A 26051-nucleotide genomic window follows, 5' to 3' on the forward strand; every position below is an offset into this window, starting at 1 on the left:
CCGGCGGGGTGCCGCTGGCGGCGGATGCCTTCGCCGCCCGCATGGACCGGCTGGGCGGCTTCGAACCCGCTCCCCGCGTCGCCGTCGGCGTGTCCGGCGGGGCGGACAGTCTGGCGCTGGTCCTGCTGGCCCACGGCTGGGCCGCGGCCCGCGGTGGGTCGGTGCTGGCCCTGACCGTCGATCACGCCCTGCGCCCCGAATCCGCCGGGGAGGCGGCGCAGGTGGGCCGCTGGCTGGCCGCCCACGGCATCGTCCACCAGATCCTGCGGTGGGACGGGGACAAGCCCGCCGCCGCCATCCAGCATGCCGCGCGCGAGGCGCGGGCCGCTCTGCTGGCCGCCGCCTGCCGGGATGCGGGCATCCTTCATCTGTTGCTGGCCCACCACCGCGACGATCAGGCGGAAACCGTGCTGATGCGGTTGTCGCGCGGCAGCGGTCCCGACGGGCTGGCCGGCATGGCGCCGATACGCTGGGGCGCCGACGTGCGGGTGCTGCGGCCGCTGCTCGACGTCTCCCACGCCGAGCTTGCCGCCACCTGTGCGGCGCTGGGGCAAGGGTGGGTGGAAGACCCCTCCAACCGTTCCCCGGCCTATGCCCGCGGGCGGCTGCGCGCCGCCGGGGAAGCGCTGGCGGCGGAAGGGCTGACGGCGGAGCGGCTGTGCGGCACCGCCCGCCGCGCCGCCCAGGTGCGCAACACGCTCGACACCCTCACCACCGGCCTGCTGGCCGGCACCGCCACCGTGCGGCCCGAGGGCTGGATCCGTCTGGACGCCGCCGCCCTGGCCGCCGCCCCGGAGGAGATGGCGCGCCGTGCCGTGGCCCGTGCCCTGGTCACGGTGGGCGGGGGAGCCTATGCTCCGCGGCTCGACCGGCTGGAGCGGCTGCTGGCCGCCATCCGGCCGGGGGCGGCGGGGAAGGGCGCCACCCTGGCCGGCTGCCGCGTGCTGGTGCGCGGCGGCGGGCTGCTGGTGGTGCGCGAACCGGCGGCAGCCGGAGGGCGGCTTCCCTTGCCGCCCGGCGGGCGGGTGCTGTGGGACGGGCGCTTCACCGTGACGGCGGCGGCGGGACTCGGGCACGGGGTGACGGTGGCGGCTCTGGGGGCCGCCGGCTGGGCGCAGGTGAAGGGGCAGGGCGGGGTGCCGTCCCCTCCGTTGCCGGAGCCGGTGCGGCTGACGCTCCCGGCCCTGTGGCGGGGGGAAAGGGTGGTTGCCGTGCCCCATTTCGGGGGAGGGGAGGCCGGCGGAACGGGGGAGGGCATGGCCGCCGTGCTCTTTACCCCCGCCGTGCCGCTGGCCGGTCCCGCTTTTCCAGTTGTTTCAGGCGGGGGCGGCATTATCTAATCTGGCGGAGAGACCCGTGGGATTGGGGATGATCCACCGGCGTCCACAGTTTGGATGATCCTTCGGATCTGTAAGGCACCGATCAGCGCTGGGTTCGCAGAAAGGCGTGAAACGTGAACAACTTCGGCAAAAATCTCGCGCTCTGGATCATCATCGGGCTGCTGCTGGTGGCTCTGTTCAACCTGTTCCAGAGCTCATCCACCCGCAGCCCGCAAGCCACCATTCCGTTCAGCGAGCTGATCGCCGAGGTCGATCGCGGACAGGTGGCCGATGTCACCATCAAGGGCAATCAGGTCAACGGCCATTTCACCGACGGCCGTTCGTTCAGCACCTACATCCCGTCGGAAGCCAATCTGGTCGAGCGGCTGACGCAGAAGAACGTGCGCATCAGCGCCGTGCCCGACGACAGCAACGTGCCGTCGCTGTTCAGCGTGCTGCTGTCGTGGTTCCCCATGCTGCTGCTGATCGGCGTGTGGATCTTCTTCATGCGCCAGATGCAGTCCGGCGGCGGCAAGGCCATGGGCTTCGGCAAGTCCCGCGCCCGGCTGCTGACGGAAAAGGTGGGCCGCGTCACCTTCGACGACGTGGCCGGCATCGACGAGGCCAAGCAGGAACTGACCGAAATCGTCGAGTTCCTGAAGGACCCGCAGAAATTCCAGCGCCTGGGCGGCAAGATCCCCAAGGGCGTGCTGCTGGTCGGCCCCCCCGGCACGGGTAAGACGCTGACCGCGCGCGCGGTGGCGGGCGAAGCCAACGTGCCGTTCTTCACCATCTCCGGCTCCGACTTCGTGGAAATGTTCGTCGGCGTCGGCGCGTCGCGCGTCCGCGACATGTTCGAGCAGGGCAAGAAGAACGCCCCCTGCATCATCTTCATCGACGAAATCGACGCCGTGGGCCGTCACCGCGGTGCGGGCCTGGGCGGCGGCAACGACGAGCGCGAGCAGACCCTGAACCAGCTCCTGGTCGAGATGGATGGGTTCGAGGCGAACGAGGGCGTGATCCTGATCGCCGCCACCAACCGTCCCGACGTGCTGGATCCGGCGCTGCTGCGCCCCGGCCGCTTCGACCGCCAGGTGGTGGTGCCCAACCCCGACGTGCTGGGCCGCGAGAAGATCCTGAAGGTGCACATGCGCAAGGTGCCGCTGGCCCCCGACGTGGACGCCCGCATCATCGCCCGCGGCACCCCCGGTTTCTCCGGCGCCGATCTGGCCAATCTGGTCAACGAGGCGGCCTTGCTGGCCGCGCGCCTGGGCAAGCGCGTCGTGACCATGAGCGAGTTCGAGAACGCCAAGGACAAGGTGATGATGGGGGCCGAGCGCCGCTCCATGGTCATGTCCGAGGACGAGAAGAAGCTGACCGCCTATCACGAGGCCGGTCACGCCGTCGTCGCCATCCATCAGGCCGACAGCGATCCGGTGCACAAGGCCACCATCATCCCCCGCGGCCGTGCGCTGGGCATGGTGATGCGCCTGCCCGAAGGGGACCGCATCTCGCTGTCCAAGGCCAAGCTGATCGCCGATCTGTGCGTCGCCATGGGCGGCCGCATCGCCGAGGAGCTGATCTTCGGGCGCGAGCGGGTCACCACGGGTGCGTCGGGCGACATCAAGATGGCCACCGAAATGGCCCGCCGCATGGTCACCGAATGGGGCATGAGCGACAAGCTGGGGCCGCTGCTGTACGGCGAGCCGACGCAGGAGGTGTTCCTGGGCCATTCGGTCACCCAGCACAAGAACATGTCCGACCACACCGCCCAGGCGGTGGACGAGGAAATCCGCCGCATCGTCGATGAATGCTACGCGGAGGCCCGCCGCATTCTGACGGAGAACATCGACCAGCTTCACACCCTGGCCAAGGGGCTGTTGGAGTATGAAACCCTGTCGGGCGACGATATCCGCCGCCTGATGGACGGCGAGCCGATCATCCGTGATGACGAAGGCCGCAAGGTGGACAGCTTCGCCCCGCCCAAGCAGCCCACCTCGGGCGGGCGCCGCGCGTCGGTTCCGCCCAGCACCGGCAAGGATGCCGGGCTGGACCCGGAACCCCAGGGAACCTGATATCCGGCGTTCCCTCCCATCGCTGGTTGCCGAAATCCCCCGCCCGATCCGTTGGGCGGGGGATTTTTTCATGGCAAAATAATAAAAGTTTAATAAATTTATCCGAAGAAATGAAGCGGATGCTCTGCTGCAACAAAATAACCCAATAGTCTTTAATCTAAGGAAAACTTGCACTTTTTCTGTTCGTGTGCAAAAAGGGATGGAAAATATTGTTATTTCAACAGACATCGATACGGTGACGTTTGTTTGAAACCTGTGCCGTTTACGTTGTTTGATCAATAGAACAAGGTTTGCCGGAATGACGGGGCAGAAGACGATCCGCACACGATTGGCGTGGCTGGCAATCGCCTGCGCCTTGCCTGCGTGGATCATCGCCGGCATCATGATTCATAACTCTTATCATGATAAGAAAGTTCTTCTCGAACAGCAAATGCTTGAAACGGCCCGCGCCCTATCGCTTGCCGTTGATATAGAATTTGAAGGGGTGAAGGGAATTCTGGCCGCCTTGGCCTCGTCGCCTTATTTGGAGCAGGGGGATATGGCCCGGTTCCACACCCAGGCGCGGCAGGTGGTGGAGCATTTCGGGGAACCGGTCAACATCATCCTGGCCGATGTCAGCGCCCAGCAACTGGTCAACACCTACCGCGAGTTCGGCCAGCCGCTGCCCCGGCGGGGCTCGCCGGAGTCGGTGGAACGGGTGTTCGCCACCGGCAAGGCATCCGTATCCGATCTCTACATCGGCTCCATCAGCAAACGCCCGCTGGTGTCCATCGACCTGCCGGTGATGCGGGACGGGCGGGTGATCTATGTTCTCAGCATGTCGATTCCCGCGGTGCGGCTGGGGGAAATCCTGCTGCGCCAGCGCCTGCCGGACGGGTGGCTGGGGGGGCTTCTCGACACCCGCGGCATCATCGCCGCCCGCACCTTCAAGCCGGAACAGGCGGTGGCCAAACCCACCGACGCCGATTTCTTCGCCCAGATCCAGCGGGAACCGGAGGGTGCGGCGAGCGTCACGTCGGTGGAAGGGATGCCGCTGTTCCTGACCTACAGCCGCAACCCGCGGTCGGGGTGGACGGTGGTGATCGGGGCCCCGGCGGAAATCATCGGCAGCCAGCTCAGCCGCTGGCTGCTGTGGAGTCTGGGCGGTGCTGCGGCGGTGTCGCTGACCAGCGTGGCGCTGGCGGTGCTGCTGGGGGGGCGCATCGCATGGGCCATCCGCGGACTGCTGGAGCCGGCGGCGGCGCTGGGCCGGGGGGATACGGTGGCCTTCCGCCCCCTGGGGCTGCGCGAAGCCGACGAGGTGGCGCAGGAAATGGCCCGCGCTTCCAACCTGCTGCGCCAGCGCGAGGCGGAACGGGACTCGGCGGAACGCTCGCTGCTGGACCGCTCGCGCACGCTTCAGCGCCATACCGAAAACCTGCGGGCGTTGAACGATATCGCCGCCTTGCCCCATCAGGACATCGCGCTGCAGTTGACGATGGCGCTGGATGTGGGCCGGCGGCAACTGGGGCTGGCCGCCGGGGTGCTGGGGCGGGTGGACGGCAACCAGTACACCGTGCGTTTCCATGCCGCCTCGGCGGACCTGGGGCTGTCGAACGGTATGGTGCTGCCGTTGGACCATACCTATTGCGCGCTGGCCCTGGAAAAGGGCGATGTGGTGGCGATTTCCCACATGGGGCAATCCCCGTGGGCCGCTCACCCCGGCTACACGGTGTTCGGGATGGAATCCTACATCGGCGTGCCGGTGATGGCCGGGGGTTCGGTCTATGGGTCCGTCGGCTTCATCTCCCGCGAGCCGTCGGCCCGTGTGTTCGATCACGGCGATCTGGAGTTCATGCGCCTGCTGGGCCGCTGGGTCGGGGGCATGCTGGAACGCGAACAGGCCGATGCCGACCTGCGCGCCGCCAAGAGCGCGGCAGAGCAGGCGAGCCAGGCCAAGTCCGCCTTCCTCGCCAACATGAGCCACGAAATCCGCACGCCGATGAACGGGATCCTGGGGCTGGTCTATCTGCTGGAGCAGACCGACCTGACGCCGGTGCAGCGGGATTACGCCCGCAAGACGCAGATTTCCGCCCAGTCGCTGCTGGGCATCCTGAACGACATCCTGGATTTCTCGAAGGTCGAGGCCGGGCGGGTGGAGCTGGAGGCGGTGCCCTTCCGGCTCGACGAGATGATGAAGACGCTGGCCACCATCACCGCCGCCAACGCCCGCGGCAAGAATGTGGAGGTGCTGTTCCGCATCGCCCCCGACACGCCGCTGTCGCTGATCGGCGACCCGCTGCGGCTGCAGCAGATCCTGTTGAACCTTGCCAGCAACGCCATCAAGTTCACCCACGAGGGGGAGGTGGTGCTGTCCGTCACCCCCACCAGCCAGGACGGCGCGTCGGTGGAGCTGTCCTTCACCGTGCGCGACACCGGCATCGGCATCTCGCCCGAACAGCAGGCCACCATCTTCGACGCCTTCACCCAGGCCGACAGCACCACGACCCGCACCTTCGGCGGCACCGGGCTGGGGCTGGCCATCACCCAGCGTCTGGTGGCGCTGATGGGCGGGCGCATCACGGTCACCAGCGAACCCGGCCACGGCAGCCTGTTTCAGGTCACCGTCCGCTTCGGCCGGGGGAACGAGGACACGGCGCCGCCGGCAGCGGTTCTGCCGGCCATTTCCCGCCGCCTGCGCGTGCTGGTCGCCGACGACAACGCCACCGCCCGCGACGTGCTGTCCACCATGGTCGGGTCGTTCGGGTGGGACGCGGTGACGGCATCCACAGGCTGGGAGGCGATCGGCGCCATTGACCGCCTGGCCCGCGACGGGGAGCGGCTCGACCTGATCCTGCTGGACTGGCTGATGCCGGGGGCCGGGGGGCACGAGGTGCTGAATGTCGTCAAGGAGCGCTGGGCGCCGTCGGAAATGCCGGTGATCCTGGTGGTCACCGCCTTCGAACAGGAACAGGTGCGCGCCGCCGTCGGCAACGATCCGGCCATCGGCATGGTTCTGACCAAGCCGGTGATGCCCTCCGGGCTGATGGACGCGGTGGCGGCGCTGTTCCATTCCGCCGCCGGGCGTCAGCCGTCCCCGGCGGCCGGTGACGCCGGCTCCGTTCCCGGCCATCCGTCCCTGACGGGGCTGTCGATCCTGGTGGTGGAGGACAACGCGATCAACCAGATGGTCGCCCGCCGCATCCTGGAAACCGCCGGAGCCGCCGTGGCAACCGCGTCCAGCGGGATGGAGGCGATGGAAAAGCTCGCCACCTTCCCCGAAGCTTTCGATCTGGTGTTGATGGACATCCAGATGCCGGGCATGGACGGGTACGAGGCGACCCGGATGATCCGCGATGCCCTGGGCCAAACGGCCCTGCCGATCATCGCCATGACCGCCAACGCCATGCCCAGCGACCGGGAGCGCTGCCTGTCCGCCGGCATGAACGAGCATGTCAGCAAGCCGCTTGACCTGGACCGGCTTTTGTCGGTGATCCTGCACTTCACCCGCGGCAAGCCGCGTGCCGTCTGTTCCGTGCCCGCACCCATGCCCGCGCTGCCGCCACCCGCCGAGCTGGCGGGATTCGACGCCGAGATGGCGCTTGAGCGCGCCAGCGGCGACCGGGATTTCCTGAAGCTTCTGATGACCGAATTCGTCAAGAGCTGTGCCGGAACCGGAGATGGCATCGTCCACGCCCTGGCCGACGGCGATCTGTCCAAGGCCGGGCAACTGGCCCACACGCTGAAGGGGGTGGCGGGAAATCTGGGGGCCATGCCCCTGTGCCGGGCGGCGGATGCGCTGCTGACGGCGGCGCGCCAGGGCAACCGGGATCAGGCGGCGGCGGTCAGCGGCGACGTGGTCCGGCTGCACCGGACCGCCATCGCCTCCGCCGCGGCTTACGCCGGCATTCCCATTCCGGCGTGACACGTTCCGTTCGGGATGAAAATCCGGTAATTCCCGTGATGTTTGTTTCCCATCTGAATTTTGGGAATGACCTTACCGAAATAAGGGAGACATGAGCCGTCCCTAGGATGCTCTCCGCCGATAACGGGGGCGTGGGCGGTTATGGACAAGACAGGGACGTGCGGAGGGGGAGCGCTTTACGGGGAGGAAACCGGTGATCCCCCCGTGTGCGGCGTGCTGGAAGAGGCGCTGTCCACCATCACGAAGACCAGCGGCCTGGAACCGGATGTGCGGAAAACGCTGTGCGCCCGGCTGCGGGCGCTCCAAGCCGGCTTCTGCGGCGGGCGGCAGGATTGCAGGGGCTGCGACCGCGGCTTTTCCTGCCGTCAGGTGGTGCGCATGCTGTTCCATGCCAACGGCCTGATCCCGCCGCCCGAGGACGGGATTTAGGGCGCCTCCGGTGCTTGCCGGAGCATCGGAAGCACCCTCAGCTTTTGGTTTTTCCGTGTGATTTACGCTTCAAACGATTCCGTGTGAACCGATCACACCCTAATCAATCAGCTCTTCCAGCGTGGTGCGGACCACCTGCACGATCTCCGGCGCACGGGCGTCGAAATCGCTGCTGCGGGTGCCGAGGATGATCGACAGCTCGTGCCCCGTGGTGGGGGCGAAGCGGGCGATTTCCTGCAGCAGATCGTCGGGCAGCACGGCATCGCGGCTCAAGTCTTCCGTCGTGGCCGTGCGGTCGCGCCACAGGCCCAGCGCGGCGGCGATCGACGCCTCGATCTGCTGGGATTCCTCCTTGCGGCGCAGATCCTGATACAGCACCAGAACCCGCCACGCGCCGGGCGCGTAGGCGGTGTCGATCCGTGACACCTCCACCGTCCGCAGGAACGCGGCCAAGTCCGCCTGCGCCCCGTCGGGCTGGTCGTCGGGAATGGAGAAGGTCTTGATTTCCAGGGTCATGATGGTCGGACCGGATCTCGTGGCAGAAGCGGAAAGGCCACCCCGCCGGGTTGCGCGCAGCGGCCATCGCCCTGAAATGTGACGCTTTGCACCGCGTCCTGCAACTGCCGCTTATGCTGATGGTGCATAAAGAAGGAAACCACTGCGGGAGCCGATCTTTCTATCCTTACCGCAATATTAAAATGTTGGCCGATGATGGTGAAGAAACGGTGAGGCATTGCACGGCTGTCATCAAAACGACACTTTACAGTGAATGACGCGGTGCAGAAGCTCGTGTTAAGTTGTGCGTGATCCTGGGATGGGATTTCTGGGATCGCCGTGCAGCCAATCAGACGAGAGCCATCATGGATTACCGGGTCAGCAAGAACGCCGAGGCACCCGATACCACGGTCGTCTATCTGTCGGGGCGCATGACCTTCGCCGACCACGAGACATTCCGCGGCGTCATCGCCGCCTTCGACGGACCGGCGGGGCAGCGGATGATCTTCGATCTGTCGGAGCTGGCGTTCATCGACTCCTCCGGCCTGGGCATGTTCATCATCGCCCGCGACACCGCGCAGAAGCGCGGCCTGGAGTTTTCCATCCGCGCGGCGCGGGACGAGGTGAAGCGGCTGATCACCGTCGCCAAGTTCCACCGCATGTTCGACATCACCGACTGATGCTGAAGACCGCCCTGCGTGCCCTGCCGCGCCCCATGTGGCGCACCGTCCGTGCCCGTATGCGGCGCCGGCATGCCCCGGATGGCCCGCCCCACCCGTTGACGGCCGGGCAGGGCGACACCCACCACCGCCCCGATTCCCCCCAGCACGGCAGGTCCGTCATGCCCGTTTCCGCGTCCCATTCGCTGTACGGTCTTGATCCCGGCATTCCGCTGCATGGGCAGCGGGTGCTGATCGTGGACGACAACACCTTCAACCGCCGCACGCTGACCCGCTTCCTCACCTGGGCCGGCATCCGCCGCGTCGATGCGGTGACCGAAACCGACGAGATCATGGCAGCATTGGAAACGGTCAACCCCGACATGGTGGTGATCGACTGCGACATGGCGGGGCTGGACGGCATCGCGCTGTGCCGGCGCCTGCGCGACGACCGGCGGTGGCGCGACCTTCCGGTGGTGATGCAGACGGGGCTGCCGTCGGACCAGTTCCGCGCCGTGTGCTTCCAGGCCGGGGCCACCGACATCATCGGCAAGCCGGTCAACCCCGGCGAATGCATCGCGCGGGTGCGCTATCACCTGGAGCGCCGGCAGTTGATCCACGAGTTGCGCGGCTTCCGCGAACGGGTGGAGCGCGAACTGATGCAGGCCCGCGACATGCAGCTTGCCCTGGTTCCCGAAACCGCCCATGTGGCGGCGGTGGGCGAACGGCACGCCATGTGGATCGACGCGGCGTTCCGCTCGTCGGACGAGATCGGCGGCGATTTCTGGTCGCTGTTCGAACTGGACGGCGAGCGGCTGGCGGTGTTCGTCGCCGATTTCTCCGGCCACGGCATCACCGCGGCCATCAACGCCTTTCGCCTGCACACGCTGCTGCTGCGCCTGGCCCCCACGGATATGGCCGATCCCGCCGCCCTGCTGACGCTGCTGAACCAGCGGCTGAAGGAGATCCTGCCGGTGGGGCAGTTCGCCACCGCCTTTTACGGCATCATCGACCGGGCCACGGGCCTGCTGACCTATTCCGCCGCCGGGGCGCCCAACCCCATTCTCGGGACCGGCGGCGGTTTCCGGCCGCTGGATGCCAGCGGTTTCCTGCTGGGCGCCTTTTACGAGGCGGCGTTCGAGAATCACGTGGTGCCGTTCAGCCGCGGCGAGAGCCTGTTCCTCTACAGCGACGGCCTGAGCGAGGCGCAGGACATGTTCGGCTGCATGATGGGGGAGGATGGCCTGCTGAACCTTGTGGCCGACGCCGCTCGCCGCAACCACGCCCGCCCCTTGCCCTGTCTGCTGGACACCGTGGCCTCCCGCTACGGCGACCGGCTGCACGACGACCTGACGGCGGTGTGGATCACCCGCCGCTGAGGGATGGGCGGGCAATGGCCGGGCGGGGCGGTCGGGCTTTGGCCTTTTTCGTACTTTTCTGCGCTGATTGATGCATTGCGGAATGGTATCTCTGGCGAACCGTCAGATAACCATATTATATTTCCGGCTATACCGTCCGGCTCCGTGACCCGGTGCGCCGGTCCCGGATGGCGGCCACGGCGATGCGTTGAGCAAGCAGAAGACACGAGGAGAATGGCATGGCTTCGATCATGATTAAGGTTGCCCGCGAGGGTCTGATTTCCAAGGCGCACCGTTCCGCCGACGTCGGCCCCACCACCGGCGATTCCGTGGTCTATGAAATCCTGAACGTTCCCGACGGCGTGTCGGTGGATGACGTGATCGCGGCCTTCAAGGGTTACAAGCCGGCGGACAAGGTGTACGAAATCAGCTACGCCGACCTGTCCAAGTGACCGTGGCCGGCGCACCGGCGCCGGCACCGCACCGAATAAAAACGCCCCGGCCGTCAGGACCGGGGCGTTTTCGTTGGGATGCTCCCCAAGGGGTCAGCCCTGCTTGGCGTAGCGGGCGGCCCAGATCTCAAGCTGCTTCACGTGGTCGGCCTCTTCCGCGGCGAATTCCTCGGCCATCATGCGGACCTCGGGGTCGGCGGTGTCGCGGGCGATGTCGGCGTAGAAAGCCTGGCTGCGCCGTTCCCCCTCCAGCGCCAGTTCCAGGGCGTAGTCGGTGGTCATCAGGTAATGGGACGCTTCCATCGACGCCGCTTCGGGGCTGTCACCCTCGGGCCAGCGGTACTGCTCGGGCGTCAGCACGGGGATGTCGCGGTAGGCGGTGCGGCTGCGCGCTTCGGCCAGATGCATCCGCGAATATTCGGCCATCTTGGAGAAGAAGCCGGCCACGTCGCGGTTGCCGTAGGTCTTCATCGACTCGGCCAGATCGGCGTAACGCTCCGCGGCTTCCTGTTCCAGGGCGACGGCGTGGGCGAGAAACTCGGCGATATCGTTCATGGCGGGGCGCGCTGACTGTTGATGGGATGGATTGGGTGTCCAACCATCTATACGCCTTTCGGCCATGCCGCACCAGCGGTAAAGCCACCGGCTGGAAGGGGTCTTTCCTCAGAAGCTGGCCGGCACCTCGCGTTTGCGGGCCAGCACGATGTCCAGCTTCTGGAACATCTGGGTGCTTTCCTCGAAGCTCAGCCGGTTGCCCCGCGACGGCTTGACGTCGGCGGAGAAGATCGACGCGCTGCTGTTCAGCGCCGACAGGCAGCTTGCCAGCACCCAATAGGTACGCCGCGCCCCTTTGAGGAACTGGATCAGCCGCTTGGGCTTGCCGCCCAGGAACGCGGCATGGGCGCCGTCGTACTCGTGCATGATGGCGCGGGTTTCGTCCACCTGCGCCTTCAGCCGGGCGACGATGCGTTCGCGGAACATGGTGAGCTGGTCCATGTAGGTGCGGTTCATCGACGCGTCGAACGGCACCGCATCCCGTGAGGAGAACCAGCGGATCATCTCCGCCACCTTGGGCGCGATGCCGCGCAACTGCACCTGATAGAAGGTGATGCCCTTCCACGCGGCGAACACCACCGGCGCGTCGCCTTCGCCGATGCCGAAGGCGGCGATGAAGTCGCGCGCCTCGGGCAGGGCGGGGTTCCACAGGGCCGACACCACCCGCTCGCGGTCGGTGGCCGGGCGCTTGCCGGCGGCGAACGCCTTGTCGATGATCTCGCCGATCTTGGCGGAGATCATCTGGCGGATCAGCGCCACCTCCTTCTCGTTCAGTTGCAGGTACGACGGGTCATAGGCCACCTGCTGGCTGTCCAGGTAATCCTTGACCAGGAACGGGTCCAGCGACGGCACATGGTCCAGCATCAGCAGCAGGTCCATGTCGCGCCGCAGCCGTTCGTTGCCGCTTTCGGCCCAGATGCCGAGATAATCCTGCAGCAGCACGTCGCAGTTCTTCTGCCGCAGATAGATGGCCGAGCCGCCCTCCCGCGGGCGGCGGCCGTCATAGGGGATGTAGATGCCGGTTTCGATGGGACGGAAATCATCCATGTCCCCCCCGTCGAACAGGCCGCCGGAGGGCATGCGGTCGGGGAAGTTGGGGTATTTGAACAGCATGGCGCCGTTCAGGGCGTGCGACGTGAACAGCCGGGTTTCCGGCTTCGCCTCCCGCGACAGCAACGCCAGATTCATCGACACGCTGGACCCGCCGTAGAGAATGGAATCCAGCAGCGGAGAAAAGCTTTTGCCAACGACGGCGTTCATTGTACCCACCTGACCCAGCAATGCGGCCATCCATGGCCCGATTCGATCCTAAACCGGTGGGCTTACCTCTTCCTTAAGATATAGGCGTGCAACCGTGAGCCATCTGCCTATTGACAATATACTTCCATCGCTGGCATTCGCCCTGGAGGAGCGCGGAATGGCGGTGCTTCAGGCGCCGCCGGGCGCGGGTAAGACGACAAAGGTGCCGCTGGCGCTTCTGGATGCGCCGTGGCTGGCGGGCCGCAAGATCATCGTGCTGGAACCGCGCCGGCTGGCGGCACGCGCCGCGGCACGCCGCATGGCTGCCATGCTGGGGGAAGAGGTGGGCGGCACCGTCGGCTACCGTGTCCGGCTCGACACCCGTGTGGGGCCGAAGACGAGGATCGAGGTGGTGACCGACGGCCTGTTCCTGCGCCAGCTTCAGGAGGATCCCGAAATCCCCGGCATCGGTGCCGTGCTGTTCGACGAATTCCACGAACGCGGCATCGACAGCGATCTGGCCCTGGCGCTGTGCCTGGAATCCCGCGGGGCGCTGCGCGACGACCTGCGGCTGGTGGTGATGTCGGCGACCCTGGACGGCGCGCCCGTGGCCCGGCTGCTGGGCGATGCGCCGACCGTGACCAGCGAGGGGCGGGCGTATCCCGTGGAAAACCGCCATCTGGACGCCCCGCCGGCGGGCGGGCGCATCGACGATGCGGTGGTGGGCGCCGTCCGGCGCGCGCTGGCCGAGGAAAGCGGCAGCCTGCTGGTGTTCCTGCCCGGTGCCGGGGAGATCCGGCGGGTGCAGACGGCGCTGGACGGCAGCGTCGGGCCGGGGGTGGAGATCGCGCCGCTCTACGGCGACCTGACCGCCGAGGCCCAGGACCGCGCCATTTCCCCGGCCCGGCCCGGCGTGCGCAAGGTGGTGCTGGCGACATCCATCGCCGAAACCAGCCTGACCATCGAGGGCATCCGGGTGGTGGTGGACAGCGGGCTGATGCGGGTGCCGCGCTTCGACCCGCGCAGCGGCATGACCCGGCTGGTGACGGTGAAGGTGTCGCAGGCATCCGCCGAGCAGCGCCGGGGCCGCGCTGGGCGCCTGGAACCCGGCGTGTGCTACCGCCTGTGGCCGGAAGCGGCGCACCGGGCGCTGGCGCCCTTCACCGCACCGGAGATTTTGGACACCGACCTTGCCCCCCTGGCGCTGGAACTGGCGGCGTGGGGGGCCGGCGACCCGGCGGGGCTGGCGTGGCTGGACCCGCCGCCCGCCGCGGCCCTGGCCCAGGCGCGCGAACTGCTGAACGAACTGGGCGCTCTGGACGCCGCCGGGGGCATCACCCCCCACGGGCGGCGCATGGCGGCGTTCGGCGTGCACCCGCGGCTGGCCCACATGATGCTGAAGGCGAAGGAGATGGGGCTGGGCGGTCTGGCCTGTCAGGTGGCGGCCCTGCTGGGCGAGCGCGACATCCTGCGCGCCCAGCCGGGCTTTCAGGACAGCGACCTGCGCCTGCGGGTGGAGGTGCTGCGGGGGCTGGAGCGCGGGCAAAAGGGCGTCGGTGCCGGGCGCGGCCTGTCGGTGGAGCGGGGCGGGGCGCAGCAGGCGTCCAAGCTGGCCCGCCAGTGGCAGCGGCAGTTGCGGGTGCCGGGGGACGAGGGCGCCGTCGGCTCCACCGGACTGGTGGTGGCGCTGGCCTACCCCGACCGCATCGCCCGGCGCCGTGGCGGCGGGGGCGGGGCCGGCGGGCAGGCGGCGCAATACCGCCTGTCCAACGGGCGCGGCGCCTTCTTCGCCGCCCCTGAACCGCTGTCGGCGGAAGACTGGCTGGCGGTGGCCGATCTCGACGGTGCCGCGCGGGAGGCGCGCATCTTCCTGGCCGCCCCCGTCACCCAGGCCGAGATCGAAGACCTGTTCGCCGACGCCGTGCGCACCGAGACTGAGGTGGCGTGGGACGCGCGCGAGCAGCTTGTGCAGGCCCGCCGCCGCCGGATGCTGTTCGCCCTGACGCTGAAGGAGGAACGGCTGCAAACCCCGCCCCCCGGCACCGTGGCCGCCGCCATGGCCGAGGGGGTGCGGCAGATGGGGCTGTCCTGCCTGCCGTGGACCGACGGCCTGCGGGCGTGGCAGGCCCGCGTGTCCTTCCTGCGCCGCATCGAGGGGGAGGAGTGGCCCGACGTGTCCGACGCCGCCCTGCTGGCGACGCTGGACGATTGGCTGCTGCCGTTCCTGGACGGCATCGGCCGCCGGGCGCATCTGGAGCGCATCGACCTGGCATCCGCCCTGCGCGGGCTGCTGCCGTGGGCCATGCAGAAGCGGCTGGACGCGGAGGCGCCGACCCATGTGGAAGTGCCCTCCGGCTCCCGCGTGCCCATCGCCTATGACGGGGAGGAGCCGGTGCTGGCGGTGCGGCTGCAGGAGATGTTCGGACTGGCCGAGACGCCGCGCATCGCCGGGGGGCGGGTGCCGCTGCTGCTGCACCTGCTGTCGCCGGCCCGCCGCCCGGTGCAGGTGACCCGCGACCTTGCCAGCTTCTGGGCCAATGCCTACCGCGCGGTGAAGGCGGACCTGAAGGGGCAGTACCCCAAGCACTATTGGCCCGACAACCCGCTGGAGGCCGAACCCACGGCGCGGGCCAAGCCGCGGCGGTAAGGGGGGAGGAAGAGGTTTGGGGGGCCTCGCAACGGTTTCCAGGCGTCAGCCTGAAAAGCGAGCCGTCAGGCTCCCCACCCATCCGGTACGGACGCTGCTCTCAGAACCGCTTGATCTCGATGTTGTACTTGCGCAGGGCGTAGCTCACCTGACGGGTGGTCATGCCCAGCAGGCGGGCGGCCTTGGCCTGGACCCAGCCGGTGCGGTCCATGGCCCAGATCAGCCGGTCGCGCAGGCTGCCGCCGTCGGGATCGTCCAGGAACGCATCGCCCAGATCGTCGGCGCCGCCGTTCACCGCCACGGCGGCGGAGGCCGGGGCGTGGACGGGCGGGGCCGCAGGGGATGCCAGCACCGGGGCCGCCGGCATCACCACCGGGGCCGGAACCACCGTGGCGCCCACCGCACAGCTTCGGCCCGCCACCGGGGCCGCCGCGCACGAGGCGCACGCCGTGGCCGCCGCCGGCACCGTCATGCCCGGCATTCCGGGGGGCATTCCGTTCGGCATCCCGGCGGACGCCGCCGCCGGCAGGGGGCTGGGCATGGCCGGGGCCGCCACGGCAGGGGCGGGCAGGGGGGCGGAAACCGGCTTGGGCATGGCCGGGGACACGGGCACGCCCTGGCCGGCGATGCCGGTGGCCGCCGGGGCCAGGCCGCCCACCGCCGATCCCATGGTGCGGTACTGGAACAGCACCGACGAATTGCACAGGTTCATGCTGCACGACAGATCGGCGGCACGGATGGTGCCGTCCCGGCTCTGGGTCGCGGCCCGCTCGATGCAGTTCTCAAGCTCGCGCACGTTGCCGGGCCACGTGCAGCGGTCCAGCACGTTCTGGGCGTCGTCGGAGAGCGTCAGCGCCATGCCGTTGTCGCGCCCGAACTTGGCGACGAAATGCCGGGCCAGAGGTGCGATGTCGCCGCGCCGTTCGCGCAAGGGGGGCAGGAAGATGCTGACCACGTTGATGCGGAAATAAAGGTCGGCGCGGAATTTGCCGTGGCCCACCGCCTCTTCCAGATTGACGTTGGTGGCGCAGATCAGGCGCACGTCGGTCTTGATGGTCTTGGACCCGCCGACCCGCTCGAACTCCTGCTCCTGGAGCACGCGCAGCAGCTTGGCCTGGAAGTTGGACGAGATGTCGCCGATTTCGTCCAGGAACAGGGTGCCGCCGCTGGCCAGCTCGAACCGGCCCTTGTGGTCCTTCTGCGCGCCGGTGAAGGCGCCCTTCTCATGGCCGAACAGTTCCGATTCCAGCAGCGATTCCGGCAGTGCCGCGCAGTTCACGCGGATGAAGGGGCCGTCCTTGCGGGGGCTGAGGTTGTGGATGGCGCGCGCGATCAGCTCCTTGCCGGTGCCGCTCTCGCCGCGGATCAGCACGGTGGACTTGAAGGGGGCCACCCGGTGGACCTGGGCCAGCACCTCCATCATGTTGGGGCTGGTGCACACCACCTCGGTGATCGGCTGGGGCGCGCGCACTTCCTTTTGCACGCGGAAGGTTTCCCGCATCATGAAGCGGCGTTCCTCGGCCACCGTGCGGTGCAGCCGCACCATTTGGCCGATCAGGTTCGCCACCATGGTCAGGAACCGCACGTCGGTGCCGAAATGGGTGGTGGGGCCGTCGTCGCTGATGCGGTCGATGGTCAGCACGCCGATGACGGTGCCGGCCACCTTGATCGGCACGCCCACCAGCGACGCCACCTGTTCGTCCAGATCCTCCCGCCCCGTGCGGTTGAGGAACAGCGGCTCCTCGGCCAGGTTGGGCACGACGGCGGGCATCCCGGTCTTCAGGATGCGGCCGATGATGCCCTCGCTCTCGTTCAATTCGATCTGGGCCGCCGCTTCCTGCGACATGCCGTTGGCGGCGACCAGCCGCAGCGCGTTGTCCTCGCCCACCAGGAACACGCGGCCCCGGTGCATCTGAAGCTGGTATGAGAGAAGCCGCAGCACCTCCCGCAAGGTCTGCTGCAGGTCCAGCGACGATCCCAGGATCTTGCTGACTTCATAGATCGCCAGCAACTCCAGATTGGACGTGCCCTGACGCGAGGATGCAGGCATTCCCGAACGCCTCCTAGATCGACCACCATTCAACCGGCCGGCCGCCCCATGGCGCCGCAGCCGCGTTTCGTGTGCGCTCCGCCTGTCCGGCGTTTCCAGTCCCGTTCATGTCCTTGATGACACCTGTGCCGGTGCCTTGCCTTGGCAATGGGGGCCGCAGGGCCCCAGCCAAAGAATCTGTCCGCTTTCCTACCATTTTCAGTAGGGCGGACAGTTGGGAAGTTTCGGGGACATCCGCGCTAAAGGCAAGCCTTTTTGCATAGGGGTTATTGCGGTGCAGCATGATCTTGCGCCGGAAAGGCCCGTGACCTTTGGTGTAGGTTGTGCTTTGATAACTGAACGGTCAGTAACTTAATGGGAAACGCCATGGCCGCAACACCCCCGCCCCGCTGGCGCCGCCGGAAAGAGGCGCGGCCCCAGGAAATCCACGAGGCGGCCCTGGCGGTCTTCGCCGAACGGGGCTTCGCCGCCGCGTCCATGGAGCAGGTCGCCGCCCGCGCCGGCATCAGCAAGGGCACGCTTTATCTGTATTTTTCCAGCAAGGAAGAGCTGTTCAAGGCCGTGGTCCGCACCGCCATCGTGCCCGCCCTGGAAGCGGCGGAGGAGGAGGCGGCCCACGACGTTCCGGCCATGGCGATTCTCGAACGGCTGCTGGCGGGCATTGCCGCCCGTCTCGTCGCCGGGCCGGCGGGGGTGATCCCGAAGCTGATGATCGCGGAAAGCGGCAACTTCCCCGAACTCGCCCGCTTCTACCGGGACGAGGTGATCCGCCGCGCCCTGGCGCTGCTGGCGCGGGTGCTGGAGCAGGGGGTGGCGCGGGGCGAGTTCCGCCCGCTGGACGCCGCGGCCACGGCCCCTTTGCTGGTGGCGCCGCTGCTGATGGCGGCCCTGTGGCGCCATTCCTTCGCGGCGCTGGACGGTGCGGACCACCAGCCGGCGCTGGAGCCGGCGGCGCTGATGCGCACCCACCTGGATCACCTGCGTTACGCCCTGGCTGCTGAAGGGAGGGGAGCATGAGCGGATGGATGGATGCCGCCACCGCCGTCTTTACCGCGGTTCTGGGGGCGCTGGGCCTGTCCGCCGCCCCCGCCCCGCCGGTGGTTCAGGGCTATGTGGAGGGGGAGTACCTGCGCATCGCCGCACCCGTGGCCGGCACGCTGGCGGACCTGCCCGTCGTCCGCGGCCAGACGGTGGCGGCGGGCACGCCGCTGTTCGCGCTGGACCTGACCGCGGCGCGGGCGGAACGGGACCGGCTGGCCGCAGCCTTGGCCCAGGCGGAAGCCCAGGCCGCCGACCTGACCAAGGGCAAGCGCGCCGAGGACATGGCCGTCATCGCCGCCCAGAAGCGGCAGGCGGAAGCGGCCCTGCGCTATTCCGAAACCGACCTTGCCCGCCGCAAGGCCCTGGCCGAACGCCGTGTCGGCGCGCTGGAGGAACAGCAGTCGGCCCAGGCGGCCTATGACCGCGACCGCGCGCGGCTGGCCGAGATGGCGGCGCAGGAGGCGGTGGCGGCGCTGGGCGCTCGCCCCGACCAGATCGCCGCGGCGGAACAGGCGGTGTCCATGGCCCGCGCCGCCCTGGCGCAGCAGGACCGGCGGCTGGCCGAGATGACCCCCGCGGCCCCGGCGGCGGCACGGGTGGAGGATACGCTCTACAACGTCGGCGAATGGGTGCCCGCCGGGTCGCCGGTGGTGTCGCTGCTGCCGCCGGAGCGGGTGAAGCTGGTGCTGTTCGTGTCCGAACCGCTGGTGTCCCGCGTCACCCCCGGCGCGCGGGTGGACGTGCGCTGCGACGGCTGCCCGGTGGGGCTGACGGCGCGGATCCGCTTCGTGGCGTCCCAGGCGGAATACACCCCGCCGGTCATCTACAGCCTGACCACCCGCGCCAAGCTGGTGTTCCGGGTGGAGGCGGTGCCCGACACGCCCACGGCCCTCGCCCCCGGCCTGCCGGTGGACGTGCGGCTGGGGGACGGGCCATGACCGGGGGGGAGGACGGCCCCCTGGCCATCGACGTGGAGGGGCTGGTCAAGCGCTTCAACGGGCGCACGGTGGTGGACGGCTTTTCCATCCGCGTGAAGCGGGGGGAGATCTTCGGCTTCCTCGGCCCCAACGGCAGCGGCAAGACCACCACCATCCGCATGCTCTGCGGCCTGCTGACTCCCGACGCGGGGCAGGGCACGTGCCTGGGCCTGGACATCCGCCGCGACAGCGCCGCCATCAAGCGTCAGGTCGGCTACATGACCCAGAAGTTCAGCTTCTGGGAGGATCTGTCCATCGCCGAGAACCTTGATTTCGTCGCCCGCGTCTATGGCTTGCCCGACCGGCGGCGGCGGGTGGCCGGCGCGCTCGACCGGCTGGGGCTGGCCGGGCGGCGGCAGCAGTTGGCCGGGGAGCTGTCGGGGGGGTGGAAACAGCGGCTGGCGCTGGCCGCCTGCATCCTCCACGAACCGCGCCTGCTGCTGCTGGACGAACCCACCGCCGGGGTGGACCCCCAGGCACGGCGGGAGTTCTGGACCGAGATCCACGCCCTGGCCGCCGACGGGCTGACCGTGCTGGTCAGCACCCATTACATGGACGAGGCGGAGCGCTGCCACCAGATCGCCTATCTCGCCTATGGCCGCCGCATGGCGCAGGGCAGCGTCGAGGCGGTGATCGCCGGCTCCGGCCTCGTCACCTATGCCCTGTCGGGGCCGGGGGTGGACACGGCGGCGGCGGTGCTGGCCGGGCAGGCGGGGGTCGAAATGGTCACCCCCTTCGGCGCCCGGCTGCACGTCAGCGGCACCGATCCCATAGCCCTGAAAGCCGCGGTGGAGGGGCTGGCGCTGCCGGGGCTGCGGGTGGCGGCGGTGGAGCCGACGCTGGAGGATGTGTTCATCCACCTGATGCGTTCGGCCACCGACAATTTCGCACCGTCCTGACAAGGGCCATGAACAGGGGGGCCGTGCCATGAGCACCCGGTTTTCGTTCGCGCGCTTCCTGGCGGTGCTGGTGAAGGAATTCATCCAGATGCGCCGCGACCGGCTGACCTTCGCCATGATGATCGGGATTCCGGTGATCCAGCTGGTGCTGTTCGGCTACGCCATCAATTCCGACCCCAAGCGGCTGCCCACCGCGGTGCTGAGCGCGGACGGCGGCAGCCCGTTTGCCCGCTCGCTGGTGGCGGCCATGGTCAATTCCGCCTATTTCGACGTGCGGGCGGAGGTGAGCGACGCCCGCCATCTGGACGCGCTGCTGACGGAGGGGGAGGTGCAGTTCGCCGTCACCATCCCCGCCGGCTTCGCCCGCGCGCTCCAGCGCGGCGAACGCCCGGTGCTGCTGGTGGAGGCCGACGCCACCGACCCCGCCGCCACCTCCAACGCCCTGTCGGCCATGACGGTGCTGGCGCGCCAGGCGCTGAACCCCGACCTGACCGGCCCGCTGGCCCCCTTGCGCGCCGGGCCGGACCCGGTGGACCTGCGGCTCCAGCGCCGCTACAACCCCGAGGGGCTGACTCAGTACAACGTGGTGCCCGGCCTGATGGGGACCATCCTGACCATGACCATGGTGATGATGACGGCGCTGGCCGTGACCCGCGAGCGGGAACGGGGCACCATGGAAAACCTGCTGTCCATGCCCGTCCGCCCGTTCGAGGTGATGCTGGGCAAGATCGTGCCCTTCATCCTGGTGGGCTATGTGCAGGTGGTCATCATCGTGCTGGCCGCGCGGTTCCTGTTCGGCGTGCCCATCGTGGGGTCGCTGGCGCTTTTGTCGGCGGTGATGGTGCTGTTCATCGCCGCCAATCTGGCGGTGGGCTTCACCTTTTCCACCATCGCCCGGAACCAGCTTCAGGCGCTGCAGATGTCGTTCTTCTTCTTTCTGCCGTCGATGCTGCTGTCGGGCTTCATGTTCCCGTTCCGCGGCATGCCCGGCTGGGCGCAGGCGCTGGGGGAGGTGCTGCCGCTGACCCATTTCCTGCGCATCGTCCGCGGCATCCTGCTCAAGGGTTCCGGCCCCGCCGACATCGTGGGCGAGATGGTGCCGCTGCTGCTGTTCCTGGCCGCGGTGACGATGGTGGCGCTGAAACGCTACCGCCAGACCCTGGATTGAGCGGGGTGTTCCCCTGTTCAATCTTTTCTTAATCACCGTTGCGGTGTAATCCTCCGTTCGCAGGAAATGGCGCTGGGGGATGCGATGCGTCGGGGGCTGGCCGGTCTGGCGGTGATGGCGGTTGCGCTGGCTGTGGCGTCGGGGGGACCGGCGCTGGCCGAAACCAAGAAACCCCCGGCCAAGCCGGCGGCGGCCAAGGTGACCAAGGCCGTGGCCAAGCCCGCGTCCAAGGCCAAGCCGCAGAAGGCCGCCCTGCGCAAGCCGGCGGCGAAGAAGCACACCGCCAAGCCGCTGCCCCCCGGTTCGGTGCGGCTGAACCCCGTGGCGTGGAGTGCGGTGGCCGCGCCCAGCATCGGCCTGGCCCAATCCATCGGCGGCTATGCTTCCGGCTGTGTGGCCGGCGCGGTGGCGCTGACGCCGGAAGGGACGGGGTATCAGGTCATCCGCCTGTCGCGGGCGCGCAATTACGGTCACCCCACGCTGGTGTCGTTCCTGCAGGATTTCGGGCGCCGGGTGGACCAGCAGGGGCTGGGCACCGCCCTGGTGGGCGACATGGGCCAGCCGCGCGGCGGCCCCTTGCCCTATGGCCATGCCAGCCACCAGAGCGGGCTGGACGCCGACATCTGGCTGCGGCTTGACCTGCCGCCCATGAACCGGGGCGCGCGGGAAAGCCTGAGCGAGATCAAGTACGTCGATTACGGCTCCATGACCGTCATCCCGTCGTGGGGCGAACGGCAGGCGGCGCTGATCCGCACCGCCGCCGCCGATCCCCGCGTGGCCCGCATCTTTGTCAACCCGGCCATCAAGCGCGAACTGTGCACCGCCGCCGGGGCCGACCGCGGCTGGCTGCGCAAGGTGCGCCCGTGGAACGGCCACGACGGCCACATGCACGTGCGCCTGTCGTGCCCCGCCGGCAGCCCGGAATGCCAGGATCAGGCCGCACTGCCCGACGGCGACGGCTGCGGCGAGGATCTGGCCGGCTGGCTCGACCGTGCCGTGCCCGCCCGCGAGACCCCGCCGTCGAAGGCGAAGCCTCCGAGTCCCGTGCAGCCGGCATCCTGTGCCGCGGTGTTGCAGGGGCCGGGCAACCGGGTGGCCCAGGCCGGTGCCGTGCCCGCGGGCTATCGCCCCTGAACCTGCGGGGGAGTGTTGCCGCCACAGGTTGATCGGCCTGCGGCCCATTCGCCTCCGTCCAACTTTCCAGTGTGAAGCCCTAGCAAACGTGATAGGTATTCCCGCAGGGTCGGTTCCTTTCCGCGGGGCGGGACGGGCATGAGTGAAAGCACGGACAAGAACCATGGCGACAGCCAGAGCCATGGCGACGGCAAAGCGCCGAAACTCGGCCTGAAGACCCGGCTTGTCGCCTGGTGGGAGGGCTATGACCTGTCCGGCCTGCGCCGGAAGGGGGACGAGGGCGCACACCACGGCGGCGGCGGCGATGCCGGCCCCCGGTCCCGCGATCCGTCGCTCAACCGCTGGGGCAAACCGCTGTGGAGCGCCACCCGGATGGAGGTGGCGGAAACCCTGTGGGGCGCCAATTTCACCACGCCCGGCGGCACCGACTATGTGCCCACGCTGGTGCGTCCGCTGGGGCTGAACCCGGCGATGAGCGTGCTGGAACTGGGCGCCGGCCTGGGCGGCATCAGCCGGTTCATGGCCGCGCAGTCCGGCTGCTGGGTCACCGGGCTGGAAGCCGACCCGACCCTGGCCAGGGAGGGGATGGAGCGGTCCTACAAGGAGGGGCTGGACAAGAAGGCCCCCATCGACCATTTCGACCCCGAGACCTTCACCCATGCCAAACGGGTGGACGCCATCGTGTCGAAGGAACTGCTGTTCACCGTCCGCGACAAGGACCGGCTGTTCGACGCCATGGAAGCGGCGCTGAAGCCCCGCGGCCATCTGCTGCTGACCGATTACGTTCTGGACACCGCGTCGAACGTGAAGGCGATCCGCGACTGGGCCGACCGGGAACCGCTGGAACCCAACCTGTGGACCACCGAGGACATGCGCAACGCCTTTGCCCAGCGCAATCTGGACCTGCGCATCTGCGAGGACATCACCGAGGCGCAGCGCGGCCTGATCCTTCACGCCATCCAGAATTTCGTCACGTACCTGATGAAATACTCGCTGGACAAGGAAACCAAGGTGGCGGTGCTGGACGAGGTGGAACTGTGGGTCCGCCGCACCACCGCCTTCGACGCCGGGCTGAAATGCTGCCGCTTCTACGCGCTGAAGCCGGCGGACTGATCACACAAGGCCCCCCGTGCGTCACGGCTTGTTGGCCACCGTGGTCTGACGGATCATGATGCTCTTCCATTCCGCCAGCGTGACGAAACGGTATCCCGCGGCCTGGGCGCGTTTCAGGATGCCGGGCAGGGCGGTGACGGTGTTGGCGTGGTTGGAATGCATCAGCACCACCGCACCGGGGGCAAGCTGGCCGACCACGCGCTCCTCCAGCACCTCGGGCGGGCGGTCGCGGTAATCCTGGGAATCGACGGTCCACAGCACCATGTCCATCCCGGCGGCCCGGGCCAGCGGCCCGGTCTTTTCGTCGTACGAGCCATAGGGCGGGCGGAACCACTGGGTGGTGATGCCCTGGCGGGCCAGGGTGGTGGCGGTGCGGGACATTTCCCGCGCCTGTTCCGGCCCGGTCTGGGTGATCAGGCGGGTGTGGTCCCAGGTGTGGTTGCCGATCTCGTGCCCGGCGTCGGCGATGGTCTTCAGCATGTCGGGATAGCGCTGCGCGTTGCGCCCGATGACGAAGAAGGTGGCATGCGCCTTGTGCTCGGCCAGGATTGCCAGCAGGGCGGGGTCGTTGTGCGTATCCGGCCCGTCGTCGAAGGTCAGCGCGATCACCGGCTCCATCCGCTCCGGCGGGGCCAGGGTGAAGGAGGCGCCGGGGATCAGGTGCTCCGACCGGTAATCGGCCCGCCCATGGCTGGCGGCGTAGCTCATCTCCCCCGCCCGCACGCCGGGCAGGATGGTCAGCACCGCGGCGGTGGCGGCGGCGATGCGGCAGAAGGAACGGCCAAAGGTGCGGCGATTCATAATGGTCTTCCCAGAAAAAGCAGCGGTCCCCGTTCCACCGCATGAATGAATCCGGCACGGGTGTAGAAAGCGGCGTTGCGGGCCCCCACCCCTGTGACCACGTGCATGCCGGCCAGCCCGTCGCTGATGCAATCGGCGGCAAAGGCATCGATCAGCCGCCGTCCCAGACCCAGCCCGCGGACATCCGGGGCCAGATTGATGTGCAGATGGGCGGGAAAAGCGGCGAACAGGTCGGCGAACACCCCGTATTTCGGGATCACCCGCCCCGGCCCGTCCACCGCGGCGCTGTCGCGGCACCCGGTGAGATAGCCGGCATAGCCCCCGGCGCCATCGGGCTGGAACCACACGTCGTGGGGTGCGTGATCCAGATACCACCCGGTCCAGGTGGTGAAGAAACGGTTCCGCGCCGCTTCGTCCGCAAAGTCCGCCCGGCTGGTGGACTGGAAGAAGATGACGCGCAACGCTGCCCGCGCCGCCGCCGGATCGGGCAGGCCGGTCAGCCGGACAGGGGGCGGCAGCGGCGTCATGGGCGGCCCCGCTTACGGCTTGGCCGCGGTGGCATAGGCGATGGTGCGCGGCACCAGCATGAAATAACGGCCCCGCGCCTTCATCACGCCGGCCCCTTGCTCGGCTCCCGGCCCGTGTCCCCAGAACAGGTCGCCGCGCACCGGCCCGCGGATGGCGCCGCCGGTATCCTGGGCCACCACCAGCCGCTTGATCTGGCCGCCGGCCACCGGCACGTTGGTCGCCTCCAGCCACAGGGGCACGCCCAGCGGCACATGGCTGGGGTCCACGGCCAGGCTGCGGCCCGGCGTCAGCTCCATGTTCCGCGCCCCGCGCGCGCCGCCGTCCTTGCGCAGGGTAAAGAAGACCACCGAGGGGTTGAGATTCATCAGCGCCTGCTGCTGGTCGGGATGCTCGGTCATCCAGGCGCGGATGACCTGCAGCGACATCTGGTCCGGCGTCGCCACCCCCATATCGATCAGCCGGCGGCCGACGGGAAAATAGGAATGGCCGTTCTTGCCGGCATAGCCGACGCCGACCACGCTGCCGTCCTCCATCACCACCCGGCCCGAACCCTGGATTTCCAGGAAGAAGGCGCTGATGGGATCGTCCACCCACAGCAGCTCCAGCCCCTTGCCGGCCAGCGCGCCGCGGGCGATGGCGGCGCGGTCGGGATAGCCGTTCTTGGGCTTGGGCGGCACGCGGTAGAGGGGGGTGTTGTACCGCGCGCTGCGCTTCCAGCTTCCCCGCAGTTCGGGTTCGTAATAGCCGGTGAACAGCCCCTCTTCCCCCGGTGACAGGGCGACGGGCTTGAAGTTGGCCTCGAAGAAGAGACGGGCGCCTTCCACGTCGTTGACGCCGATGCCGCGGGCCTTGTCGCACAGCGGGCGCCAGTCGGCGACACGGCCCGCCACCGGGGTCTTGCCCACCAGCGCGTCGGGGCTCTGGCTGCGCACCCAGACACAGGTGTTCTGCAGGGCGGCCATCGCCTCCCCGTGGTGATCCTCGCCCCATCCGGTCAGGCTGCGGAAATCGGGGGTGATCCGGTCGATCGGCACCGGCCCGCCGGGGCGCCCGGTGGTCAGCGCCCCTTCCCCGGTGGGCACCGGGGGCGTGGACGCACAGGATGCCAGCAGCACCGCCGCTGCAACGCTCACCAGAAAACCACGCATACCGGCCATCGCCCTGATCCCCACCCGTCTGAGCAGACAAATTCCACTGGTTGAGCGGGC

The 26051-nt window shown here is 68.6% G+C and carries 21 protein-coding genes; 14 read left to right on the forward strand and 7 right to left on the reverse strand.

Annotated features, from left to right (window positions below; genetic code table 11):
• Positions 1–8: 8 nt before the first annotated feature.
• The 4 genes from tilS (at position 9) to M2352_RS07670 (ending at position 7727) form a co-directional block, all read left to right on the forward strand.
• Positions 9–1340: a tRNA lysidine(34) synthetase TilS gene (gene tilS, locus M2352_RS07655; RefSeq protein WP_264663900.1), complete on the forward strand. Its 1332-nt coding sequence runs from the start codon at positions 9–11 to the stop codon at positions 1338–1340.
• Between the two features lie 113 nt (positions 1341–1453).
• Entirely contained in the window at positions 1454–3394 is a 1941-nt protein-coding gene (ftsH, locus tag M2352_RS07660) for an ATP-dependent zinc metalloprotease FtsH (protein ID WP_264663901.1), read from the forward strand.
• Positions 3395–3932: 538 nt separating this feature from the next.
• Positions 3933–7298 carry a response regulator gene (locus M2352_RS07665; RefSeq protein WP_264663902.1) on the forward strand — a complete coding sequence of 1122 codons (3366 nt, stop codon included), beginning with the start codon at positions 3933–3935 and terminating at the stop codon, positions 7296–7298.
• 204 nt (positions 7299–7502) lie between these two features.
• Positions 7503–7727, forward strand: a complete 225-nt coding sequence (locus tag M2352_RS07670; protein WP_264663903.1) for a hypothetical protein — start codon at positions 7503–7505, stop codon at positions 7725–7727.
• Between the two features lie 99 nt (positions 7728–7826).
• On the opposite strand, the gene M2352_RS07675 is transcribed toward M2352_RS07670, so the two are convergent.
• Positions 7827–8243 (reverse strand): HRDC domain-containing protein, encoded by a 417-nt coding sequence (locus tag M2352_RS07675; RefSeq protein ID WP_264663904.1) that lies wholly within the window; start codon positions 8241–8243, stop codon positions 7827–7829.
• A 344-nt stretch (positions 8244–8587) separates the two neighbouring features.
• Here M2352_RS07675 and M2352_RS07680 point away from each other — a divergent pair, with 344 nt between their 5' ends.
• The 3 genes from M2352_RS07680 (at position 8588) to M2352_RS07690 (ending at position 10691) form a co-directional block, all read left to right on the forward strand.
• Complete coding sequence (locus tag M2352_RS07680) at positions 8588–8902, forward strand: STAS domain-containing protein (RefSeq protein ID WP_264663905.1); 315 nt, start codon at positions 8588–8590, stop codon at positions 8900–8902.
• A gap of 161 nt (positions 8903–9063) precedes the next feature.
• Positions 9064–10260 carry a PP2C family protein-serine/threonine phosphatase gene (locus tag M2352_RS07685; protein ID WP_264663906.1) on the forward strand — a complete coding sequence of 399 codons (1197 nt, stop codon included), beginning with the start codon at positions 9064–9066 and terminating at the stop codon, positions 10258–10260.
• Between the two features lie 218 nt (positions 10261–10478).
• Positions 10479–10691 (forward strand): hypothetical protein, encoded by a 213-nt coding sequence (locus M2352_RS07690; RefSeq protein ID WP_264663907.1) that lies wholly within the window; start codon positions 10479–10481, stop codon positions 10689–10691.
• Between the two features lie 93 nt (positions 10692–10784).
• On the opposite strand, the gene M2352_RS07695 is transcribed toward M2352_RS07690, so the two are convergent.
• Together M2352_RS07695 and M2352_RS07700 are read right to left on the reverse strand one after the other, a co-directional pair.
• Positions 10785–11246, reverse strand: coding sequence for a ferritin-like domain-containing protein (locus M2352_RS07695; RefSeq protein ID WP_264663908.1), 462 nt, complete (start codon positions 11244–11246; stop codon positions 10785–10787).
• A 108-nt stretch (positions 11247–11354) separates the two neighbouring features.
• Positions 11355–12506 (reverse strand): hypothetical protein, encoded by a 1152-nt coding sequence (locus M2352_RS07700; protein WP_264663909.1) that lies wholly within the window; start codon positions 12504–12506, stop codon positions 11355–11357.
• 94 nt (positions 12507–12600) lie between these two features.
• Here M2352_RS07700 and hrpB point away from each other — a divergent pair, with 94 nt between their 5' ends.
• Positions 12601–15132, forward strand: coding sequence for an ATP-dependent helicase HrpB (gene hrpB / locus M2352_RS07705; protein WP_264663910.1), 2532 nt, complete (start codon positions 12601–12603; stop codon positions 15130–15132).
• Positions 15133–15232: 100 nt separating this feature from the next.
• On the opposite strand, the gene nifA is transcribed toward hrpB, so the two are convergent.
• Positions 15233–17182 carry a nif-specific transcriptional activator NifA gene (nifA, locus tag M2352_RS07710; RefSeq protein ID WP_264663911.1) on the reverse strand — a complete coding sequence of 650 codons (1950 nt, stop codon included), beginning with the start codon at positions 17180–17182 and terminating at the stop codon, positions 15233–15235.
• A 366-nt stretch (positions 17183–17548) separates the two neighbouring features.
• Here nifA and M2352_RS07715 point away from each other — a divergent pair, with 366 nt between their 5' ends.
• The 6 genes from M2352_RS07715 (at position 17549) to M2352_RS07740 (ending at position 23514) form a co-directional block, all read left to right on the forward strand.
• Positions 17549–18199, forward strand: coding sequence for a TetR/AcrR family transcriptional regulator (locus M2352_RS07715; protein WP_264663912.1), 651 nt, complete (start codon positions 17549–17551; stop codon positions 18197–18199).
• Positions 18196–19161, forward strand: a complete 966-nt coding sequence (locus M2352_RS07720) for an HlyD family secretion protein (RefSeq protein WP_264663913.1) — start codon at positions 18196–18198, stop codon at positions 19159–19161. The genes M2352_RS07715 and M2352_RS07720 overlap by 4 nt, the downstream gene beginning before the upstream one ends.
• On the forward strand, positions 19158–20099 hold the full coding sequence (locus tag M2352_RS07725; protein WP_264663914.1) for an ABC transporter ATP-binding protein: 942 nt from the start codon (positions 19158–19160) through the stop codon (positions 20097–20099). Before M2352_RS07720 ends, M2352_RS07725 begins: the two co-directional genes overlap by 4 nt.
• Positions 20100–20127: 28 nt before the next feature.
• Positions 20128–21267, forward strand: a complete 1140-nt coding sequence (locus M2352_RS07730) for an ABC transporter permease (RefSeq protein WP_264663915.1) — start codon at positions 20128–20130, stop codon at positions 21265–21267.
• A gap of 84 nt (positions 21268–21351) precedes the next feature.
• A complete protein-coding gene (gene mepA, locus M2352_RS07735) occupies positions 21352–22401 on the forward strand; it encodes a penicillin-insensitive murein endopeptidase (RefSeq protein ID WP_264663916.1) in 1050 nt (349 codons plus the stop codon).
• A gap of 138 nt (positions 22402–22539) precedes the next feature.
• Positions 22540–23514, forward strand: a complete 975-nt coding sequence (locus tag M2352_RS07740; RefSeq protein WP_264663917.1) for an SAM-dependent methyltransferase — start codon at positions 22540–22542, stop codon at positions 23512–23514.
• A 21-nt stretch (positions 23515–23535) separates the two neighbouring features.
• On the opposite strand, the gene M2352_RS07745 is transcribed toward M2352_RS07740, so the two are convergent.
• Genes M2352_RS07745 through mltA form a run of 3 tightly spaced genes read right to left on the reverse strand, consistent with a single transcriptional unit; the run spans position 23536 to position 26000 of the window.
• On the reverse strand, positions 23536–24315 hold the full coding sequence (locus tag M2352_RS07745; RefSeq protein WP_264663918.1) for a polysaccharide deacetylase family protein: 780 nt from the start codon (positions 24313–24315) through the stop codon (positions 23536–23538).
• Positions 24312–24842, reverse strand: coding sequence for a GNAT family N-acetyltransferase (locus M2352_RS07750; protein WP_264663919.1), 531 nt, complete (start codon positions 24840–24842; stop codon positions 24312–24314). The genes M2352_RS07745 and M2352_RS07750 overlap by 4 nt, the downstream gene beginning before the upstream one ends.
• A gap of 12 nt (positions 24843–24854) precedes the next feature.
• Entirely contained in the window at positions 24855–26000 is a 1146-nt protein-coding gene (mltA, locus tag M2352_RS07755) for a murein transglycosylase A (RefSeq protein ID WP_264663920.1), read from the reverse strand.
• Between the last annotated feature and the right edge of the window lie 51 nt (positions 26001–26051).

This window comes from Azospirillum fermentarium (assembly GCF_025961205.1).
GTDB classification, from domain to species: domain Bacteria; phylum Pseudomonadota; class Alphaproteobacteria; order Azospirillales; family Azospirillaceae; genus Azospirillum; species Azospirillum fermentarium.

Coding starts and splice junctions, on each gene's coding strand:
- M2352_RS07725 (WP_264663914.1), top strand. CDS start 19,158: ATGACCGGGGGGGAGGACGGCCCCCTGGCCATCGACGTGGAGGGGCTG.
- M2352_RS07745 (WP_264663918.1), bottom strand. CDS start 24,315: ATGAATCGCCGCACCTTTGGCCGTTCCTTCTGCCGCATCGCCGCCGCC.
- M2352_RS07680 (WP_264663905.1), top strand. CDS start 8,588: ATGGATTACCGGGTCAGCAAGAACGCCGAGGCACCCGATACCACGGTC.
- M2352_RS07675 (WP_264663904.1), bottom strand. CDS start 8,243: ATGACCCTGGAAATCAAGACCTTCTCCATTCCCGACGACCAGCCCGAC.
- nifA (WP_264663911.1), bottom strand. CDS start 17,182: ATGCCTGCATCCTCGCGTCAGGGCACGTCCAATCTGGAGTTGCTGGCG.
- M2352_RS07715 (WP_264663912.1), top strand. CDS start 17,549: ATGGCCGCAACACCCCCGCCCCGCTGGCGCCGCCGGAAAGAGGCGCGG.
- M2352_RS07665 (WP_264663902.1), top strand. CDS start 3,933: ATGGCCCGGTTCCACACCCAGGCGCGGCAGGTGGTGGAGCATTTCGGG.
- M2352_RS07720 (WP_264663913.1), top strand. CDS start 18,196: ATGAGCGGATGGATGGATGCCGCCACCGCCGTCTTTACCGCGGTTCTG.
- M2352_RS07695 (WP_264663908.1), bottom strand. CDS start 11,246: ATGAACGATATCGCCGAGTTTCTCGCCCACGCCGTCGCCCTGGAACAG.
- M2352_RS07685 (WP_264663906.1), top strand. CDS start 9,064: ATGCCCGTTTCCGCGTCCCATTCGCTGTACGGTCTTGATCCCGGCATT.
- mepA (WP_264663916.1), top strand. CDS start 21,352: ATGCGTCGGGGGCTGGCCGGTCTGGCGGTGATGGCGGTTGCGCTGGCT.
- M2352_RS07700 (WP_264663909.1), bottom strand. CDS start 12,506: ATGAACGCCGTCGTTGGCAAAAGCTTTTCTCCGCTGCTGGATTCCATT.
- M2352_RS07690 (WP_264663907.1), top strand. CDS start 10,479: ATGGCTTCGATCATGATTAAGGTTGCCCGCGAGGGTCTGATTTCCAAG.
- M2352_RS07750 (WP_264663919.1), bottom strand. CDS start 24,842: ATGACGCCGCTGCCGCCCCCTGTCCGGCTGACCGGCCTGCCCGATCCG.
- mltA (WP_264663920.1), bottom strand. CDS start 26,000: ATGGCCGGTATGCGTGGTTTTCTGGTGAGCGTTGCAGCGGCGGTGCTG.
- M2352_RS07730 (WP_264663915.1), top strand. CDS start 20,128: ATGAGCACCCGGTTTTCGTTCGCGCGCTTCCTGGCGGTGCTGGTGAAG.
- M2352_RS07740 (WP_264663917.1), top strand. CDS start 22,540: ATGAGTGAAAGCACGGACAAGAACCATGGCGACAGCCAGAGCCATGGC.